15 protein-coding genes are annotated in these 17,945 nt (G+C 57.0%); 11 read left to right on the forward strand and 4 right to left on the reverse strand.

The window, feature by feature from the left end:
• The first annotated feature begins 378 nt into the window (after positions 1-378).
• Both aas and lplT read left to right on the forward strand, forming a co-directional pair.
• Positions 379-2,535, forward strand: coding sequence for a bifunctional acyl-ACP--phospholipid O-acyltransferase/long-chain-fatty-acid--ACP ligase (aas, locus tag SPL01S_RS12635; protein ID WP_063200245.1), 2,157 nt, complete (start codon positions 379-381; stop codon positions 2,533-2,535).
• Positions 2,532-3,728 carry a lysophospholipid transporter LplT gene (gene lplT, locus SPL01S_RS12640; protein ID WP_063200248.1) on the forward strand — a complete coding sequence of 399 codons (1,197 nt, stop codon included), beginning with the start codon at positions 2,532-2,534 and terminating at the stop codon, positions 3,726-3,728. The genes aas and lplT overlap by 4 nt, the downstream gene beginning before the upstream one ends.
• A 47-nt stretch (positions 3,729-3,775) precedes the next feature.
• On the opposite strand, the gene SPL01S_RS12645 is transcribed toward lplT, so the two are convergent.
• The 4 genes from SPL01S_RS12645 to mutH form a co-directional block, all read right to left on the reverse strand.
• Entirely contained in the window at positions 3,776-4,816 is a 1,041-nt protein-coding gene (locus SPL01S_RS12645; RefSeq protein WP_004952289.1) for an NADP(H)-dependent aldo-keto reductase, read from the reverse strand.
• 304 nt (positions 4,817-5,120) lie between these two features.
• Complete coding sequence (locus SPL01S_RS12650) at positions 5,121-5,339, reverse strand: YgdI/YgdR family lipoprotein (protein ID WP_004952287.1); 219 nt, start codon at positions 5,337-5,339, stop codon at positions 5,121-5,123.
• Positions 5,340-5,514: 175 nt separating this feature from the next.
• A complete protein-coding gene (locus SPL01S_RS12655; protein WP_063200251.1) occupies positions 5,515-6,231 on the reverse strand; it encodes a TerC family protein in 717 nt (238 codons plus the stop codon).
• Positions 6,232-6,325: 94 nt separating this feature from the next.
• On the reverse strand, positions 6,326-7,012 hold the full coding sequence (gene mutH, locus SPL01S_RS12660; protein WP_063200254.1) for a DNA mismatch repair endonuclease MutH: 687 nt from the start codon (positions 7,010-7,012) through the stop codon (positions 6,326-6,328).
• 696 nt (positions 7,013-7,708) lie between these two features.
• On the opposite strand from mutH, the gene rppH reads away from it, so the two are divergent.
• The 9 genes from rppH to recC all read left to right on the forward strand — a co-directional run bounded on the left by rppH (position 7,709) and on the right by recC (position 17,830).
• The gene (gene rppH / locus SPL01S_RS12665) at positions 7,709-8,236 is read left to right on the forward strand and encodes an RNA pyrophosphohydrolase (RefSeq protein WP_004952284.1); all 528 of its coding nucleotides are present in this window, start codon (positions 7,709-7,711) and stop codon (positions 8,234-8,236) included.
• Between the two features lie 12 nt (positions 8,237-8,248).
• Positions 8,249-10,495 (forward strand): phosphoenolpyruvate--protein phosphotransferase, encoded by a 2,247-nt coding sequence (gene ptsP, locus SPL01S_RS12670; RefSeq protein WP_013814294.1) that lies wholly within the window; start codon positions 8,249-8,251, stop codon positions 10,493-10,495.
• A gap of 181 nt (positions 10,496-10,676) precedes the next feature.
• Positions 10,677-11,549: a prolipoprotein diacylglyceryl transferase gene (lgt, locus tag SPL01S_RS12675; RefSeq protein WP_004952282.1), complete on the forward strand. Its 873-nt coding sequence runs from the start codon at positions 10,677-10,679 to the stop codon at positions 11,547-11,549.
• Between the two features lie 7 nt (positions 11,550-11,556).
• The gene (gene thyA / locus SPL01S_RS12680) at positions 11,557-12,351 is read left to right on the forward strand and encodes a thymidylate synthase (RefSeq protein WP_063200257.1); all 795 of its coding nucleotides are present in this window, start codon (positions 11,557-11,559) and stop codon (positions 12,349-12,351) included.
• A gap of 196 nt (positions 12,352-12,547) precedes the next feature.
• On the forward strand, positions 12,548-13,054 hold the full coding sequence (locus SPL01S_RS12685; protein ID WP_063200260.1) for a prepilin peptidase-dependent protein: 507 nt from the start codon (positions 12,548-12,550) through the stop codon (positions 13,052-13,054).
• Positions 13,042-13,620, forward strand: coding sequence for a prepilin peptidase-dependent protein (locus tag SPL01S_RS12690; RefSeq protein WP_063200263.1), 579 nt, complete (start codon positions 13,042-13,044; stop codon positions 13,618-13,620). The genes SPL01S_RS12685 and SPL01S_RS12690 overlap by 13 nt, the downstream gene beginning before the upstream one ends.
• Positions 13,617-14,063 carry a YgdB family protein gene (locus SPL01S_RS12695; protein ID WP_063200266.1) on the forward strand — a complete coding sequence of 149 codons (447 nt, stop codon included), beginning with the start codon at positions 13,617-13,619 and terminating at the stop codon, positions 14,061-14,063. Before SPL01S_RS12690 ends, SPL01S_RS12695 begins: the two co-directional genes overlap by 4 nt.
• Positions 14,053-14,448 carry a prepilin-type N-terminal cleavage/methylation domain-containing protein gene (locus SPL01S_RS12700; RefSeq protein ID WP_063200269.1) on the forward strand — a complete coding sequence of 132 codons (396 nt, stop codon included), beginning with the start codon at positions 14,053-14,055 and terminating at the stop codon, positions 14,446-14,448. Before SPL01S_RS12695 ends, SPL01S_RS12700 begins: the two co-directional genes overlap by 11 nt.
• A 10-nt stretch (positions 14,449-14,458) precedes the next feature.
• Entirely contained in the window at positions 14,459-17,830 is a 3,372-nt protein-coding gene (gene recC, locus SPL01S_RS12705) for an exodeoxyribonuclease V subunit gamma (protein ID WP_063200272.1), read from the forward strand.
• The last annotated feature ends 115 nt before the right edge of the window (positions 17,831-17,945 follow it).

Below are 17,945 nucleotides of genomic sequence, written 5' to 3' on the forward strand. Positions count from 1 at the left end.
TGCACCAACCTACGCAGATGCGTAGGTTTTTTTTTGCCTGACGCCCTCCCAGCCCGCCTGCGCAGGATTCGATTTTGTCTCCTTCCGACCCCAGGATTGTTTAAGTTTCATTGAGTTATTTCCATAAAATGCGGGAAATTTACAGCTGGTTGCATTTAGAGCAGAACTCTTGCGATTCGTCGGTAGTTTCTTGATCGGCATCTCTCTAGAGTAGGTGATCCCAGAGGTATTGATTGGTGAGAAATCAGCATGCTCTGTATGTTGAAGCCATTTTCACTTGCACCAACCTACGCGGATGCGTAGGTTTTTTTTTGCCTGCCGTATAGTATTCTTTTCCCTACAACTGTTTACGCTCATTTTGGCTAAAGGGAGAAGGGCATGATCCTTTCCGTGCTGCGCACGCTGTTCCGCCTGCTGTATCGAATTCGCGTTGAGGGTGATGCCCGGCACTTCGAACAGCCTAAGCTATTGATTGCGCCCAATCATATCTCCTTCCTCGACGGCCTATTGCTGGCGCTGTTTTTACCGATTAAACCGGTGTTTGCGGTCTATGCCAGCATCGGCGATCGCTGGTTTATGCGTTGGTTGAAACCCTATATCGATCTGGTCTATCTCGACCCGACCAAACCGATGGCGATCAAACAGCTGGTGCGTATGATCGAACAGGGCCGGCCGATCGTGGTGTTCCCTGAAGGGCGTATCACCGTTACCGGTTCGCTGATGAAGGTTTATGACGGCGCCGCGTTTATCGCCGCCAAATCGGGCGCGACCCTGGTACCGGTACGGCTGGACGGCGCCGAGTTCAGCCCCTTTGGCCGCATGGCCGGCGTGTTCAAGATCCGCTGGTTCCCGCAGATCAGCATCCGTATTTTACCGCCGACGTCGCTGCCGATGCCGGAAGCGCCGCGCGCCCGCGATCGTCGCGCATTGGCCGGTGACCGGCTGATGCAGATTATGATGAAGGCGCGGATGGACACTCGCGAGCCGCAAACCCTGTTCCGCGCCCTGCTGGCGGCTCAGCACCGCTATGGTCGCAACAAACCCTGCATCGAAGACATCTCCTTCAAGGAAGACAGCTACCGGCAACTGATCAAAAAATCGTTGGGCGTCAGCCGTATCCTGCAGCGCTTTACCGCCGAGGGTGAACATGTCGGCATGTTGTTGCCGAACGCCACCATCACCGTGGCGGCGATTTTCGGCGCCTCTGTGCGCAATCGCATTCCGGCGATGCTCAACTACACCGCCGGTTCCAAGGGTTTGAAAAGCGCGATGACTGCCGCGACCATCAAAACCATCGTCACTTCGCGCCAGTTCCTGGAAAAGGGCAAACTGACACACTTGCCGGAGCAGGTGCCGGAGGCCAACTGGGTGTACCTGGAGGATCTTAAAGATACCCTGACCCTGGCAGACAAGCTGTGGATCCTGCGCCACCTGTTCCAGCCGGCGCATGCCATGTTGCCGCAACAGCCGGACGATGCCGCGTTGATCCTGTTTACCTCGGGGTCGGAAGGTAACCCAAAAGGCGTGGTGCATTCCCACGCCAGCCTGTTGGCCAACGTTGAACAGATCCGCACCATCGCCGATTTCACCCCGCGTGACCGTTTTATGTCATCGCTGCCGCTGTTCCATTCGTTCGGCCTGACGGTCGGGCTGCTGACCCCGCTGATGACCGGTAGCCGCATTTTCCTTTACCCCAGCCCGTTGCATTACCGCGTGGTGCCCGAACTGGTGTATGACCGCAACTGTACCGTGCTGTTTGGTACCGCCACCTTCCTCAATAACTATGCGCGCTTCGCCCATCCGTATGATTTTGCCCGCTTGCGTTACGTGGTAGCCGGCGCGGAAAAACTGGCGGACAGCACCAAACAGATTTATCAGGACAAATACGGCATCCGCATTCTGGAAGGCTATGGCGTAACCGAATGTGCGCCGGTGGTGTCGATCAACGTTCCGCTGGCGGCGAAGGTGGGTACCGTGGGCCGCATTATGCCGACGATGGAGGCGCGTCTGATGAAGGTGCCGGGCATTGATAACGGTGGCCGCCTGCAGTTGAAAGGCCCGAATATCATGAAAGGTTATCTGCGGGTGGAACGCCCGGGAGAACTGGAACCGCCGGCGGCGGAAGATGAAAATGGCAATCTGCAACCGGGTTGGTACGACACCGGCGATATCGTCACGTTGGACGAGCAGGGTTATTGCGTCATTCGCGGCCGGGTAAAGCGCTTTGCCAAACTGGCCGGCGAAATGGTCTCGCTGGAGAGCGTGGAGTTGCTGGCGCAGCGCGTGGCGCCGGAAGGGCAGCATGCCGCCACGGTGAAAAGCGACAGCAGCAAGGGGGAAGCGCTGGTGCTGTTTACCACAGACGCAAGCATCACCCGCGAAGCCTTGCTGCGTGCTGCGCGCGAGTTGGGGAGCCCTGAACTGGCGGTGCCGCGTGATATTCGTCCGCTTAAAGCCTTGCCGGTACTCGGCAGTGGTAAACCGGACTTTGTAACCCTGCGTAAAATGGCCGAACAGCCGGAGAATGCCCGATGAACCCATCGTTGAATACCGACTCGCCTTTGCTCTCGCGTAGCATGATTGCCGTGATTTGCGCGCAGTTTTTGTCCGCCTTCGGCGACAATGCTTTGCTGTTTGCCACGCTGGCGCTGATCAAGCAGCAACTGTACCCCGACTGGAGCCAACCGATTTTGCAGATGGCGTTTGTCGCCACCTATATCATTCTGGCGCCCTTTGTCGGCCAGATCGCCGACAGTTTCGCCAAGGGGCGGGTGATGATGGTGGCGAATGGTCTGAAGCTGGCCGGCGCGCTGGTCATCTGTTTCGGGCTTAATCCCTTCCTCGGTTATACCTTGGTGGGCGTGGGTGCCGCCGCTTATTCCCCGGCCAAGTACGGCATTTTGGGTGAAATCACGCACGGCGAAAAGCTGGTCAAGGCCAACGGCCTGATGGAGGCCTCCACCATTGCCGCGATCCTGATTGGCTCGGTTGCCGGTGGCGTGCTGGCCGACTGGCACATTGTGGCGGCGTTGGCGGTCTGCGCGCTGGTGTATGCGGCGGCGGTGATCGCCAACCTGTACATTCCACGCCTGCCGGCGGCGCACCCGGCGGCTTCCTGGACGCCGCGCGCGATGACCCGTGCCTTCTTCAACGCATGCGTTGTGCTGTGGCGCGACGGTCAGACACGCTTTTCATTGATTGGCACCAGCCTGTTCTGGGGCGCCGGGGTGACGCTGCGTTTTCTGTTGGTGCTGTGGGTGCCGGTGGCGCTTGGCATCGCCGATAACGCCACGCCGACGCTGCTGAACGCCATGGTGGCGGTAGGGATTGTGATTGGTGCCGGGGCGGCTGCGCGCTTTGTCACGCTGGAAACGGTGAAACGCTGTATGCCGGCCGGGATCCTGATTGGTGTGGCGGTGGCAATCTTTGCGCTGCAAACCACCCTGTTTAATGCTTATGCGCTGCTGCTGACGATAGGCGTGCTGGGGGGCTTCTTTGTGGTGCCGCTGAACGCGTTGTTGCAGGAACGAGGAAAACGTTCGGTAGGCGCCGGCAATGCGATTGCAGTACAAAACCTGGGGGAGAATACCGCCATGTTGCTCATGCTGGGTCTGTACTCTCTGGCGGTGAAAGTGAGCGTGCCGGTGGTCGGCGTGGGAATTGGTTTTGGCGCGGTGTTTGCGCTGGCGATTACCGCGCTGTGGTTTTCACAGCGCGGCACGAAATAACCGCAACGGACAGCTGTCGGGGCGCAACAAACTGCGCCCCGAGTTATTCATGGCGCGGGAATGGTAAAGCGGGTATGGATCTCTTCCAACCCCTGCAACACGTCTTCATCCAACACCAGGTCAAAGCTGTCGATGTTGGTTTTCAACTGTTCCAGCGTGGTGGCACCCAGCAGGGTGCTGGCCACGAACGGCTGCTGCCGTACGAACGCCAGTGCCATCTGCGAAGGATCCAGCCCGTGCTTTTTGGCTAACGCGACATACTCGGCAATCGCCAGTTGCGTTTGCGGTGCAGAATAGCGGTTAAAGCGGGTGAACAGCGTATTGCGCGCTCCGGCCGGCTTGGCGCCGTTCAGATACTTGCCGCTCAGGGTACCGAACGCCAGGCTGGAATAGGCCAGTAGTTCAACGCCCTCGTGCTGGCTGATCTCTGCCAGAGCGATCTCAAAGCTGCGGTTCAGCAGGCTGTAGGGGTTTTGAATCGAGACAATGCGCGGCAGCTCGTGTTTTTCAGCCAACTGCAGGTAGCGCATTACGCCCCACGGCGTTTCATTGGATACCCCGATATAGCGGATTTTACCGGCGCGAACCTGTTCGGTCAGCGCTTCCAGCGTTTCCAACAGGGTAACGGTGGCTTTATCGTCGGTGTATTGATAATTGAGTTTGCCGAAGTAGTTGGTTTGGCGCTGAGGCCAGTGCAACTGATAAAGATCGAGATAATCGGTGTTCAGCCGTTTCAGGCTTGCGTCCAGCGCGGCGCGGATATTTTTGCGGTCCAGCGCCTGTTGCGGCCGGATGCTGCTGTCGGTGCCGCGTACCGGCCCGGCGATTTTGCTGGCCAGCACTATTTTCTCACGGTTGCCACGCGCCTTGATCCAACTGCCAATGTACTGTTCGGTCAGCCCCTGGGTTTCAGGGCGGGGCGGTACCGGATACATTTCTGCGGTATCGATCAGGTTGACGCCAGCGGCTAATGCATAGTCGAGTTGCGCATGGGCATCGGCTTCACTGTTCTGTTCGCCAAAGGTCATGGTGCCCAGTCCCAGCACGCTCACTTCTAAAGAACTGTGGGGAATACGGTGGTATTGCATTAACGGCCTTCCTTTCAAGTTAGCGCTTACGGGCCTTTACGCCCGGTGAAACAGGAGTCTCATCACCTGCGAGACGGTGATATCGCCTTTCTCGACTATAAACCAAGCCGTGAAGATGGGGGAAGTGGATTCAGTGCGGAGGGAGGAGGCTATCGCGCGGAGAGGAGGCGATATCCCCGTCGTCTTTCAAGCTACATCTAAATAGCTGCGCTTAATCGTGCTCCTCACCCGTCTCAAGCTTGGGGTGTCGCGGTATTAAACGCAGTTATTAGACGCCTGGCTGTACCTTGACATAGTAGAGGGATTAACGTTCGATGACCTGCGAAACCTGATCGCCGTTGATTTGGCGGTTGTTACCTTTCTCATCTTTATAGCTGATCAGGCCGGTATCCTGGTCGATCTCGGGTTTGCCCTGAGTCAGGATCATATTGCCGTCTTTGGTCGCCATCACGTAATCGCTGGAGCAGCCCGTCAGCCCGGCGGCGATCACCAACGCAGAAACTGCCATTACCCACTTTTTCATCCTGCCGATCCTCAATTATGTATGTATGCAGAAAAGAGTCTTCTTCCAAGATTAGCAAACTCTGGATACCTCGTGTTTCGGATAAGTCCTTATCTTGGTAAGAGAAAGTACGCAGAAGAGTTGAAGGAAGGATAAAAATGCAAACGGGAGCGGCTTTCGCTCGCTCCCGTGGGGATTACTCTACTGGCTGGCTTTTCTTGCCTCGCACCAGGTTGAGCGCTTCGACGGACATCGAGAAGAACATCGCAAAGTAGATGTAACCTTTCGGAATATGTACCTGGAAGCTTTCCAGCATCAGGGTGAAGCCCACCAGAATCAGGAACGCCAGCGCCAGCATTTTCACAGAAGGATGGCGGTTAACGAACTCGCCTATCGGCCGGGCGGCAAACATCATTACCCCAACCGCAATCACCACCGCCGCCATCATGATAAACAGGTGATCGGACAGGCCTACCGCCGTAATCACCGAGTCCAGGCTGAAGATGATATCCAGTAACATAATCTGCACGATGGCGCCGAAGAAGCCGTTCACTTTCGTGTGGTGTTCTTCATCGGACCCTTCGATAGTTTCGTGGATCTCTTTGCTGGCTTTCCAGATCAGGAACAGCCCGCCGAGCAGCAGGATAAGATCGCGCGCCGAGATGCTGTGGTCCATCACCGTAAACAGCGGGTGGGTCAGGCGGATCACCCAGGCGATGGAAGCCAGCAACCCCAGACGCATCAGCATGGCGCCGGCCAGACCGATACGGCGTGCCTTGTTTTGCTGTGCCTTCGGCAGTTTGGCCACCACCAGAGACAGGAAAATAATATTATCAATACCCAGAATGATCTCAAGAATGGTCAGCGTACCTAACGCTAACCAGGCATTGGGATCCATAATCCAATCGAACATTACCCAGTACACCTTAATAAAATGCAAAGGCTGAATTATACGCGTTTATTGGTACGGCGACACTGTTAGCTAAACATGGTTTAAACAAAGAGGATCATATTAAGAAATGTCTTGCCAATAACGCGCCGGTGAAGCTTTTTTTCAAATAAAAACCGCGCGGCAGCGTGAGGATAGGCTGGCCCTGTTCGCCGATGGCCTCGGTCAATGCCTTGCTGTTGGCCGCCTTGGGCCGCAGTTGCAGTACCTCTCCGTGACGAGCGGTGATCCGCTCCACGTGGCCGAGCACGATCAGGTCCATCAGTTCCTCCCAATCCCGGCGCAGCATCTCTTCTTCAGCGGCGCTCGGGCTCCACAGTAGCGGAGATCCTATGCGCCGCTGCGCCAGTGGGATTTGTCGCTCGCCTTCTACCGGTACCCACAATACCCGCGCCAGCTTATGGCGTACATGACTGCTGGCCCAGGTAACGCCGCTGTTGCCGGTAAGCGGTGCTACGCAGACGAAGGTGGTCTCCAGCGGCTTGCCGGCAGCGTCAATCGGGATGGTTTTCAACTCAATGCCCAGTTCGGGAAAATCCTGCTCCGGTTTGCTGCCCGCCATGGCGCCGAGGTACAGCTCCAGCAGCATGCCCACCCAACCTTTATCACGTTTCAGATCCTTGGGGATCGGCAACTGGGCACGCACGGCCAGTTCACCCAGGGTAAAGCCGGCAAGCTGCTGTGCTCGTTCAAACAGCTGCCGTTCGTTTTCCGGCGGAAGGGGAAGAGGGGATAAAAACGCCATAATGCAAGTCCGTCAGATTTGGTTGAAAAATGTACTGCATTTGTGCACAGCGAACATCGGCTGGAAAAGACACGGGAATAGACTAATAGCAGCATGATTTTTCATGACTTTTTTTCTTCCGTCGCGCAGGAAACAAATTCCCTCCGGCGCTTGTGCACCTGAAGCCACCGACAATAAACAGGATCTTACACCTATTTATCCACAGATTTATGGGATAACCCAAATTTTTCCCGATCACTGGTTCGATTTACAGCCTTGACGCGGGCATTTTTTTGCGAAATTGTCCGTTTTGTGCGTAACTCATACGGATAATCTGTGGATAAAAACGACGTTGGTGGATCTTTCGCCAGGGTAAGATCCTAACCGTGCACAGATCACATTTCTGCCCTATTCATACCTGTTGATAATAATGTATTATGTTGTTTTTATTAAAGTAATATTGAATTTGTTTTAACGGTGCTTTTAGGCTCGTCAGAGTTGTACCAGCTTATCCCTTGAGTTCTTCACACACCTATCCACAGAAAAAGTGAATAAAACCGCCGTGAAATCGCCTCGCATGTTTATAACTTTGCCATTATCTGTGAGTTATCCCAATGTTATCCGGTTTACGGCGCTGCAAAGCAGTGGTTTACCGCCTGTAGCTTGTGTGAAACAATCAGTACATCTATGCGAAATTAAGCTTATCGAGGTAGTCCGGTGATCGATGATGATGGCTACCGCCCGAATGTTGGTATCGTAATCTGTAATCGTCAGGGGCAGGTCCTTTGGGCTCGCCGTTACGGTCAACACTCCTGGCAGTTTCCCCAAGGTGGGATTAACCCTGGCGAAACCGCAGAACAGGCAATGTACCGTGAGCTGTTCGAAGAAGTGGGGCTGAGCAAAAAGGATGTGCGCATCCTGGCCTCAACCCGCAACTGGTTGCGCTATAAATTGCCAAAACGTTTGGTGCGTTGGGACACAAAGCCGGTATGTATCGGCCAAAAGCAGAAATGGTTTTTGTTGCAGTTAATGTGCAATGACGCGGATATCAATATGCAACGCAGCAGCACGCCGGAGTTTGACGGCTGGCGCTGGGTGAGTTTTTGGTATCCGGTACGCCAGGTGGTGTCGTTCAAACGCGACGTTTACCGCCGGGTGATGAAAGAATTCGCCGTCACCGTGATGCCGATGCAGGAGCAGGCAACACAGCGGCAGCCCCCCGCCTATCGCCGGAAGAGAGGTTAAGTTAAGCCGACTATGCTCACGCGCTTGCGAGAAATTGTTGAGAAGGTGGCCGCGGCGGCCAGTCTGACAGATGCGCTGGATCTTTTGGTCAATGAAACCTGTCTGGCGATGGATACGGAAGTCTGCTCCATTTATCTGGCAGACAACGATCGCCGCTGCTACTACCTGATGGCGACGCGCGGGTTGAAAAAACCGCGCGGGCGCGCTATCGCGCTGGCATTTGATGAAGGCATCGTCGGGTTGGTCGGGCGCCGTGCAGAGCCGATAAACCTGGCGGACGCGCAGAGCCACCCCAGCTTCAAATACATACCTCAGGTGAAGGAGGATCGTTTCCGATCCTTCCTGGGCGTGCCGATTATTCATCGCCGCCAACTGCTGGGGGTACTGGTGGTACAGCAGCGTGAGCTGCGCCAGTTCGACGAAAGCGAAGAATCCTTCATGGTGACTCTGGCTACGCAAATGGCCGGGATCCTCTCGCAATCGCAGCTTAACGCCATTTTTGGCCAATATCGCCAGACCCGCATCCGAGCGCTGGCGGCATCCCCCGGCGTAGCGGTGGCGGAAGGTTGGCAGGACAGCAGCCAGCCGTCGCTCGATCAGGTTTACAAGGCCTCGACGCTCGATACCGTGAGCGAGCGGGAACGCCTGACGCAGGCGCTGGAAGAAGCCGGCGCGGAATTCCGCCGTTTCAGCAAGCGCTTTGCCGCCAGCTCGCAAAAAGAGAGCGCGGCGATTTTCGATCTGTACTCTCACCTGTTGAACGACGCCCGCCTCAAGCGCGAGCTGTTTGCCGAAATTGACGCCGGTTCCGTGGCGGAATGGGCGGTTAAACAGGTGATCGAGGTCTTTGCCGCCCAGTTCGCCAGCCTGCAAGACACCTATATGCGCGAGCGCGCCAGCGATTTGCGCGCGCTCGGCCAGCGCCTGCTATTCCACCTCGACGACACCACACAGGGGGCGACTCAGTGGCCGGCGCGTTTCGTGCTGGTGGCGGACGAACTGACTGCCACCCTGTTGGCTGAAATGCCGCAGGACAGGCTGGTCGGCGTGGTCGTACGCGACGGCGCCGCCAACTCCCATGCGGCGATTTTGGTGCGAGCGATGGGCGTGCCGACGGTGATGGGCGCGGATATCCAGCCTGCGCTGCTCAGCCAGCGGCTGCTGATTGTCGACGGTTATCGCGGCGAGCTGCTGGTCGACCCTGAACCGGTGCTGGTGCAGGAATACCAGCGGCTGATCAGCGAAGAACTTGAGTTAAGCAAACTGGCGGAAGACGACGTCGAGCAGCCGGCCCAGCTCAAAAGCGGTGAGCGGGTTCAGGTGATGCTGAACGCCGGCCTCAGCCCGGAACACGAGCAGCTCTTGGGCGGGCGAGTCGATGGCGTCGGTTTGTACCGAACCGAAATCCCTTTTATGTTGCAGAGCGGCTTCCCTTCGGAAGAAGAGCAGGTCGCGCAGTATCAGGGCATGTTGCAGCTCTATCCGAACAAACCGGTCACGCTGCGGACGCTGGATATCGGCGCCGATAAGCAACTGCCTTATATGCCGATCAGCGAGGAAAATCCCTGCCTGGGTTGGCGCGGTATCCGCATCACCCTTGATCAGCCGGAAATATTCCTGATTCAGGTGCGCGCGATGCTGCGCGCCAATGCCGGGACCGGCAACCTGGGCATCCTGCTGCCGATGATCACCAGCCTGGAAGAGATCGACGAGGCCAGGCGGTTGATCGATAGAGCAGGGCGCGAAGTGGAAGAGGTGCTCGGATATGAAATCCCGAAACCCAAGCTTGGCGTAATGCTGGAAGTGCCGTCGATGATTTTCCTGATCCCCCATCTGGCCGGACGGGTTGAGTTTATTTCGGTTGGCACCAATGACCTGACCCAATACCTGCTGGCGGTGGATCGCAACAATACCCGCGTTGCGGCGCTGTACGACAGCCTGCATCCTTCAATGCTGCAAGTGCTTAAGCTGATCGTGGTTCAGGCCAACGCGGTCGGGCTGCAGGTGAGCCTGTGCGGTGAACTGGCCGGGGATCCGATGGGCGCGTTGCTGCTAGTGGGCATGGGCTATCGTAACTTAAGCATGAACGGGCGCAGTGTGGCGCGCATCAAATATCTGCTGCGGCATATTGAGCTGTCTGACGCCGAAGTGCTGGCGCAGCGGGTACTGGGCGCCCAGATGACGACCGAAGTGCGCCACCAGGTCGCGGCGTTTATGGAACGGCGCGGCATGGGCGGATTGATCCGTGGCGGCAAGTAAAGGCTGCTGCAGACTGATTTTTTTACAGAACTTTTCCCTGTCGGCCAGTCCGGAGGCGGTTAAGCTTATGCTATTATCCGCCTCCTCGACTGCGTTGAAAGCAACGAAAAAGAGTGTTTTAGCGCGTTTGGCACCTGCCGCCCCCGGTTGGGGAAGAATAATAGACATGTTGTGGTGATAGATGACCAATAGCTATCTGGCGTTTCCTAAATTTGATCCGGTGATTTTCTCTATCGGCCCGGTTTCTTTGCACTGGTATGGCCTGATGTACCTGGTTGGCTTTGTTTTTGCCATGTGGCTGGCGGTGCGCCGTGCCAACAAACCGGGCAGCGGCTGGACCAAGGATGAAGTGGAGAACCTGCTGTATGCCGGTTTCCTCGGTGTGTTCGTCGGTGGCCGCGTCGGTTATGTGCTGTTCTACAACCTGCCGCTGTTCCTGGATAATCCGCTTTACCTGTTTAAAGTCTGGGACGGTGGTATGTCGTTCCACGGCGGTCTGCTGGGGGTGATCCTGGTGATGTTCTGGTTCGCCCGCCGTACCAAGCGCACCTTCTTCCAGGTTTCCGATTTTATTGCTCCGCTGATCCCGTTTGGCTTGGGCGCCGGCCGTTTGGGTAACTTTATCAATGGCGAGCTGTGGGGCCGTGTGACCACCGATACGCCTTGGGCAATGCTGTTCCCCGGCTCGCGCGGCGAAGACGTCGCCATCGCCGCGGCCGATCCGCAGCTGTTGCCGCTGCTGAATCAGTACGGCGTGTTGCCGCGGCACCCGTCCCAGCTGTATGAACTGCTGCTGGAAGGCGTGGTGCTGTTTATCATTCTGAACCTGTTTATCCGCAAACCGCGGCCGATGGGGGCCGTATCCGGCCTGTTCCTGATTGGCTACGGCGCATTCCGCATTATCGTCGAGGCCTTCCGCCAGCCGGATGCTCAGCTTGGCCTGTTCGACGGCGTTGTCAGCATGGGGCAGATCCTGTCCGTCCCGATGGTGGTGGCCGGTATTATTATGATGATTTGGGCGTATCGTCGTCGCCCGCAGCAACAACTGTCGTGAGGAAAAAATGAAACAGTATCTGGATTTGATGAACAAAGTGCTCGCCGAGGGCACCCCTAAAGCCGACCGTACCGGCACTGGCACGCTGTCGATTTTCGGCCACCAGATGCGTTTCAATTTGCAGGAAGGCTTCCCGTTGGTGACCACCAAGAAGTGCCACCTGCGTTCCATCATCCATGAGTTGTTATGGTTCCTGAACGGTGACACCAACGTGGCTTATCTGCGTGAAAACAACGTCAGCATTTGGGACGAGTGGGCAGATGATCATGGCGATCTTGGCCCGGTGTACGGCAAGCAGTGGCGCGCATGGGGCGCTGCGGACGGGCGTCAGATAGACCAGTTGAGCAACGTGCTGAAACAACTGAAACAGGATCCGGATTCACGCCGTATTATAGTTTCAGCCTGGAACGTGGGTGAGCTGGATCAGATGGCGCTGGCACCGTGCCATGCGTTCTTCCAGTTCTACGTAGCGGACGGCAAACTCTCTTGCCAGCTGTATCAGCGTTCCTGCGACGTGTTCCTTGGCCTGCCGTTCAACATCGCCAGCTATGCGCTGTTGGTGCATATGATGGCGCAACAATGCGATCTCGAGGTCGGTGATTTTGTCTGGACCGGCGGTGACACCCATTTGTACAGCAATCATATGGAGCAGACCCGGTTGCAGCTAACCCGCGAACCGCGTGCGTTACCGAAACTGGTGATCAAACGCAAACCGGCTTCGCTGTTCGATTATCGCTTTGAAGACTTTGAAATCGAAGGCTACGACCCGCATCCAGCCATCAAGGCACCGGTTGCCATCTGAGTTTGGCCACATAAGTTATCTCCAAGGGCGCACTGGTTGCGCCCTTGCTTTTTTCTCCCTCGCTCTTGGCCCCGTTTGCGCTCTGCTTCGCATTTTATTTTGGCCTGTTGCCTGTTGCATAGAAAGGTTGCGCAGAGCGCTTCAGCTTGAGTAAACCTCGCTTCCCCGTTTTGCCCCCTTGAGTACACTGGCCGCCATGAACGACAACCTGATTTTCAATACCGAAGACCAGCGCGGCATGACGCTGATTGAACTGCTGGTGGTGATCACCCTGGCGGGCATGCTCACCGGCTGGGGTGTCAGCCATTGGCACCATTATCAGCAGAGCCTGCGGCTGGAACATACCGCTCAGCAGTTGCTGGCGTTTCTCACCCGGATGCAGGCGGACGCCAACTGGCGTAACCGCACGGCGTTGCTGTGGTTTAAAACCGGCGATCCCTGGTGCATCGGGATCAATCAGCCAGTGTCGGGGTGTGAAGGGTATAGCGATGACCTGTTCAGCCCGCATTACCGGGATGTAAGGCTGGCAGAGCATACTCAAAAGGAGATGGGATTTTATGGGTTACGCAATAACGCGCAGGCTGGGCATATCGTGCTCAATAACGGTGCCGGTAGCCTGCGATTGGTGCTGTCCGCCAAAGGCCGGCTGCGCCTGTGCAGCGAGGACGTAAGCATACGGGGGATTACGGCATGCCAGCCCTAGAGCGAGGTTTCACGCTGCCGGAGGTGATGCTGGCGCTGACGTTCGGCAGCCTGATTATGCTGGCGGCGGCTAAAACCTACCCGGTATTGCGGCAGCACAGTGTCGATGTCGGCCGGCACTACCGGCTGGAATCGGTGCTTCGGCAGTTGGCGTTCGGCATTGAGAAAGATCTGCGTCGCACCGGTTTCTGCGCCGGTAACTGCCGCGGGCGGGCATTACTGATTGGCCATGCACCGGGGGAGGCTGTGGGCAGTTGTGTGATCATGGCTTACGACATCACCCGTAACGGCCGCTGGGAGACGCTTGGCGCAGATGCCGGATATTTTGGTTACCGGCTGCGGCAGGGGGCGCTGGAAGGGCAACGTGGCGTAACCCACTGCCACGGCACGGGTTGGGAGCGGTTACTGGATAACGATGAAGTGCGCATTGAAACTTTCAGCGTCAAATCGGTCGCGGGCAGCAGCGGCAAAACATGGGTCATGTTGTCGCTGGCCGGGCGTTCGAAGGCGGATGACGCTATACGCCGCAACTTGTACTGGGCGATTAACATGGCCTCGCTACCATGAGTGCAGTAGGGCAGCGTGGCGGCAGTACGCTGGCGGCAGTGATGCTGCTGTTGGTGATGGGGCTGATGTTGTTGAATGCCCAGCATCGCCAACTGGATAGCGCTTTGCTGCTGGCCGCCGATCAACAGCGCTATCTGAAGGCATACAACCAGGCTGCTTCGGCGCTCAGTTGGGGCGTGGCGCAGTCCTGGCCCCGCAACCGGTTAGGGGCCAACGGCTGGTGGTGTCAGCAAACCGCAGAGCTGCGCGCCTGCGCCAAATTGTCCGCCCAGGCGGGGATTGTGCTGGTGCGGGGGGACGGGGCGATGAGTGAAGGGGAGCCGTTGCGATTATATCAATTGACCAAACCGGATGGCACGGGCAGTACCTTTGAGCTAAGGACGGAAATCGGCGGTTGGCTGGATTTTTGCCCCGAAAAACGGGAAACGGACTGTGCGGATTAACGTGCGGGTGGCTCCCGCAGCAGGGCTATGGCGCCAACAGGGTTTCAGCCTGCCGGAAGTGCTGATTGCCGCATTGCTGTTCGCGGTGTCGCTGCTGGGATTGTTACAGTATCATCAGGTGCTGTTGCACTCTTTTCAGCGCCAGTGGCAGTATCGGCAAGCATGGTCGTTGGCGCACCAACAACTGGAAGTCTTTGCGGCCACCGGTCGCACGGATGCAGAACTGTTGCCCTTGCTGCCCGGGTGGCAGCGCGAGATGCGGCTGAACTCTCCGCAAGCCGCTTGCCAACGGCTGACGGTAAGAATACAAACGCCTCAGCGGCAGTGGGCTGAATTGAATCGCTGGTACTGCACCGCCGGTACTCCGGCAGATATTATGTTTTAAGGGAGCACCCATGTTTAGGGTTTATCATTCCAATCAGTTGGATTTGCTGAAAACGCTGACCAGCACGTTGATAGCCAGAGAGCCATTGGCCGATCCTTTTCAACAGGAAGTGGTGCTGGTGCAAAGCCCGGGTATGGCGCAGTGGTTGCAGATGCAGCTCGCGGAACAGTTTGGCATCGCCGCCAATATCGTCTTTCCACTGCCTGCAACCTTCATCTGGGACATGTTCACCCGGGTTTTGCCCGGCATCCCGAAAGAGAGCGCCTTCAGTAAAGACGCCATGACCTGGAAACTGATGTGGCTCCTGCCGGATCTTCTCACCCGGCCGGAATTTGCCCCGCTGCAACATTACCTCACCGACGACGGCGACAAGCGTAAAATTCATCAGCTTGCCGGCCGGGTGGCGGATCTGTTTGACCAATATCTGGTGTATCGCCCGCAATGGTTGGAAAGCTGGCAAAAGGGTGAAAGCATTGATGGGCTGGCGGAGGCCCAGCAATGGCAGGCACCGCTGTGGGCGCGGCTGGTCGAATATACCCATGAGCTGGGGCAACCGGAATGGCATCGTGCAAACCTGTATCGTCGCTTTATCAGCGTGCTGGAAAAGGCGGAACGCTGCCCGGAAGGGTTACCGCCGCGGGTGTTCATCTGCGGTATCTCGGCGCTGCCGCCGGTGTATCTGGAGGCCTTGCAGGCGCTGGGGCGCCATATTGATATTCACCTGATGTTCACCAATCCGTGTCGCTACTATTGGGGGGATATTCAGAGCCAGTCATTCCTGGCGAAATTGCAGAGCCGCAAGCGGCGCCATTATCAGGATAAAACGGAATATGCCTTATTCAGAGATCCCGATAATGCCGCCGCGCTGTTTAATGCTGAAGGCGAACAAGATCTGCCCAACCCGCTGTTGGCTTCATGGGGCAAGTTGGGGCGTGACCACCACTTTTTACTCTCGCAGATAGAATCTTCGCAGGAGATTTTTGCGTTTGTAGATATCCCTGCGGATACCTTATTGCACGCCATTCAGCACGATATGCTGGAGTTGAAAAATAGTGCCGTCATCGGCACCACGCTGGAGACGCTGGAGAGCAGCGCGACCAAACGTCGGCTCGATCCCGAGGATCGCTCTATCAGCCTGCACGCTTGCCACAGCCCGCAGCGTGAGGTGGAGGTTTTACACGACCAACTGTTGACCATGCTGGCGGAAGATCCTGCGCTGACGCCGCGAGATATCATCGTGATGGTGGCAGATATCGACAGTTACACGCCTTATATTCAGGCGGTGTTCGGCAATGCCTCCCCTGAACGCTATCTGCCGTTTGCGATCTCTGACCGCAAGGCGAGCCAGTCGCACCCGGCGTTGCAGGCGTTTATCTCGCTGCTGGATTTGCCGCAGAGCCGTTTTACTTCCGAACAAGTGTTGGCGCTGCTGGAAGTGCCGGCGTTGGCGGCGCGTTTCTCTATCCAGGAGGAGGGGTTACGCCTGTTACGCCACTGGGTTGGGGAGTCCGGCGTCCGCTGGGGGCTGGATGACGACAACGTACGTGAACTGGATCTGCCGGCCACCGGCCAGCATACCTGGCAATTCGGCATTACCCGAATGCTGCTGGGCTACGCCATGGACAGCGATGCCGGCGATTGGCAGGGCGTGCTGCCTTATGATGAGTCTAGCGGCCTGGTCGCGGAGCTTGCCGGGCAGTTGGCCGAGTTGTTGGCCTCCCTCAGCCGCTGGCGGCAACGATTGACCGAGGCGCGCGCTCTGCCGGAGTGGCTGCCGCTTTGCCGCCAATTGCTTGATACCTTCTTTGAGCCGGACGGCGAAACCGAGGCGGCACTGGCGCTGATTGAGCAGCAGTGGAGCAAAGTGTTTGAACACGGGCTGGCGGCGCGTTACCCCGATGAGGTGCCATTAACTATTCTGCGTGACGAACTGGCTGCGCGTCTCGATCAGGAACGTATCAGTCAACGCTTCCTTGCCGGGCAAATCAACTTCTGCACGCTGATGCCGATGCGTTCCATTCCGTTCAAAGTGGTTTGTCTGCTGGGCATGAACGACGGGGTTTATCCGCGCACTTTGCCGCCGCTGGGCTTCGATCTGATGGCACAGCAGGTAAAACGTGGCGATCGCAGCCGCCGCGACGACGATCGCTATCTGTTCCTGGAGGCGATTCTGTCGGCACAGCAGCGGCTGTATATCAGCTTTATCGGCCGTTCCATTCAGGATAACAGCCTGCGTTACCCTTCGGTGCTGGTAACCGAACTGCTGGAGTATCTGGAGCAAAGTTATTGCCTGCCGGGTGATGAGGCGCTGGACGCCGATGCCAGCGCACTGAAGGTCGGTAAACACTTGCTTAGCTGGCACGCGCGAATGCCGTTTGCCGCCGAGAATTTTTTGCCCGGCACGGAAGCGCAAAGCTATGCCGCCGAATGGCTGCCCGCAGCTGATAAACGCGGTGCGGCGCATCCACCGTTTAACCAACCGCTATTGCCTGATGAGCAGACCCAGATCTCGCTGGATGATTTGCTGCGGTTCTATCGCCATCCAATCCGCGCGTTCTTCCAACTGCGGCTGGGGGTCAGTTTTATCCTTGAAGAAACCGAATTGCCGGACGAAGAGCCTTTCATCCTGGATAATCTCAGCCGCTATCAGCTCAACAGCCAATTGTTGAATACCTTGATTGACGGCGAGGATGCCGCCCGTTTGTTCCAGCGGGCGCGTGCCGCCGGCGGCTTGCCTTTTGGGCCCTTCGGCGAGATTTACTGGCAGAAACAGCAAGAGGAGATGAGCGAACTGGCCGAGCAGGTGCGCGCCGAACGCAGCGAGGGGCACAGTCTGGAGCTGGATATCGACATTGCCGGGGTGCATATCAGCGGCTGGTTGCATCAGGTACAGGAGGATGGGCTGCTGCGCTGGCGGCCGGCCACCCTGTCGGCGGTTGATGGCATACTGTTGTGGCTGGAACATCTGGCATACTGCTGCGCCGGGGGCACGGGGGAAAGCCGTATTTATGGCCGCAAAGGCGCCGCGTGGCGTTTTGCCGCGTTAACCGCCGAGGATGCCCGCGAGCAGTTGGCTGAGCTGGTGGCGGGTTATCAGCGTGGTTTATGCCAGCCGTTGCTCTTGCTGAATAAAAGCGGTTGGGCGTGGCTGAGCCAGTGCTATCAACCGGAAACCCAGAGCATTGACTGGGATGAAGAGGTGCAAATCAAGGCGCGGGCCAAGTTATTGCAAACCTGGCAGGGCGATCAGCGCATTCCTGGTGAAGGCGAAGACGCCTATGTCCAACGGGTATTCCGTCAGATGGACAATGCCTGTTTAGAGCAAATTCTGGCCGAAACAGAACGTTACCTGTTGCCGGTGGCGAAGCATAATTTAGGCTGATCCCTTGGCATTACCTTAGGTCACATCCCCGGTGGTACTGATTGCTCTGAGGTGGTAAAAATAAGCAGGATTATATTCAACTATCGGGGTTAGCTCCGGTCTTACATAACGTACA

The sequence above is a fragment of the Serratia plymuthica NBRC 102599 genome (assembly GCF_001590925.1).
In the GTDB taxonomy this organism is placed as follows: Bacteria; Pseudomonadota; Gammaproteobacteria; order Enterobacterales; family Enterobacteriaceae; genus Serratia; species Serratia plymuthica.

Excerpts from the sequence above, each read along its gene's own strand:
- SPL01S_RS12685 (WP_063200260.1), top strand. The coding sequence starts at position 12,548 with ATGAACGACAACCTGATTTTCAATACCGAAGACCAGCGCGGCATGACG.
- mutH (WP_063200254.1), bottom strand. The coding sequence starts at position 7,012 with ATGGCGTTTTTATCCCCTCTTCCCCTTCCGCCGGAAAACGAACGGCAG.
- SPL01S_RS12650 (WP_004952287.1), bottom strand. The coding sequence starts at position 5,339 with ATGAAAAAGTGGGTAATGGCAGTTTCTGCGTTGGTGATCGCCGCCGGG.
- thyA (WP_063200257.1), top strand. The coding sequence starts at position 11,557 with ATGAAACAGTATCTGGATTTGATGAACAAAGTGCTCGCCGAGGGCACC.
- SPL01S_RS12695 (WP_063200266.1), top strand. The coding sequence starts at position 13,617 with ATGAGTGCAGTAGGGCAGCGTGGCGGCAGTACGCTGGCGGCAGTGATG.
- SPL01S_RS12645 (WP_004952289.1), bottom strand. The coding sequence starts at position 4,816 with ATGCAATACCACCGTATTCCCCACAGTTCTTTAGAAGTGAGCGTGCTG.
- lplT (WP_063200248.1), top strand. The coding sequence starts at position 2,532 with ATGAACCCATCGTTGAATACCGACTCGCCTTTGCTCTCGCGTAGCATG.
- recC (WP_063200272.1), top strand. The coding sequence starts at position 14,459 with ATGTTTAGGGTTTATCATTCCAATCAGTTGGATTTGCTGAAAACGCTG.
- SPL01S_RS12690 (WP_063200263.1), top strand. The coding sequence starts at position 13,042 with ATGCCAGCCCTAGAGCGAGGTTTCACGCTGCCGGAGGTGATGCTGGCG.
- lgt (WP_004952282.1), top strand. The coding sequence starts at position 10,677 with ATGACCAATAGCTATCTGGCGTTTCCTAAATTTGATCCGGTGATTTTC.
- ptsP (WP_013814294.1), top strand. The coding sequence starts at position 8,249 with ATGCTCACGCGCTTGCGAGAAATTGTTGAGAAGGTGGCCGCGGCGGCC.
- aas (WP_063200245.1), top strand. The coding sequence starts at position 379 with ATGATCCTTTCCGTGCTGCGCACGCTGTTCCGCCTGCTGTATCGAATT.
- SPL01S_RS12655 (WP_063200251.1), bottom strand. The coding sequence starts at position 6,231 with ATGTTCGATTGGATTATGGATCCCAATGCCTGGTTAGCGTTAGGTACG.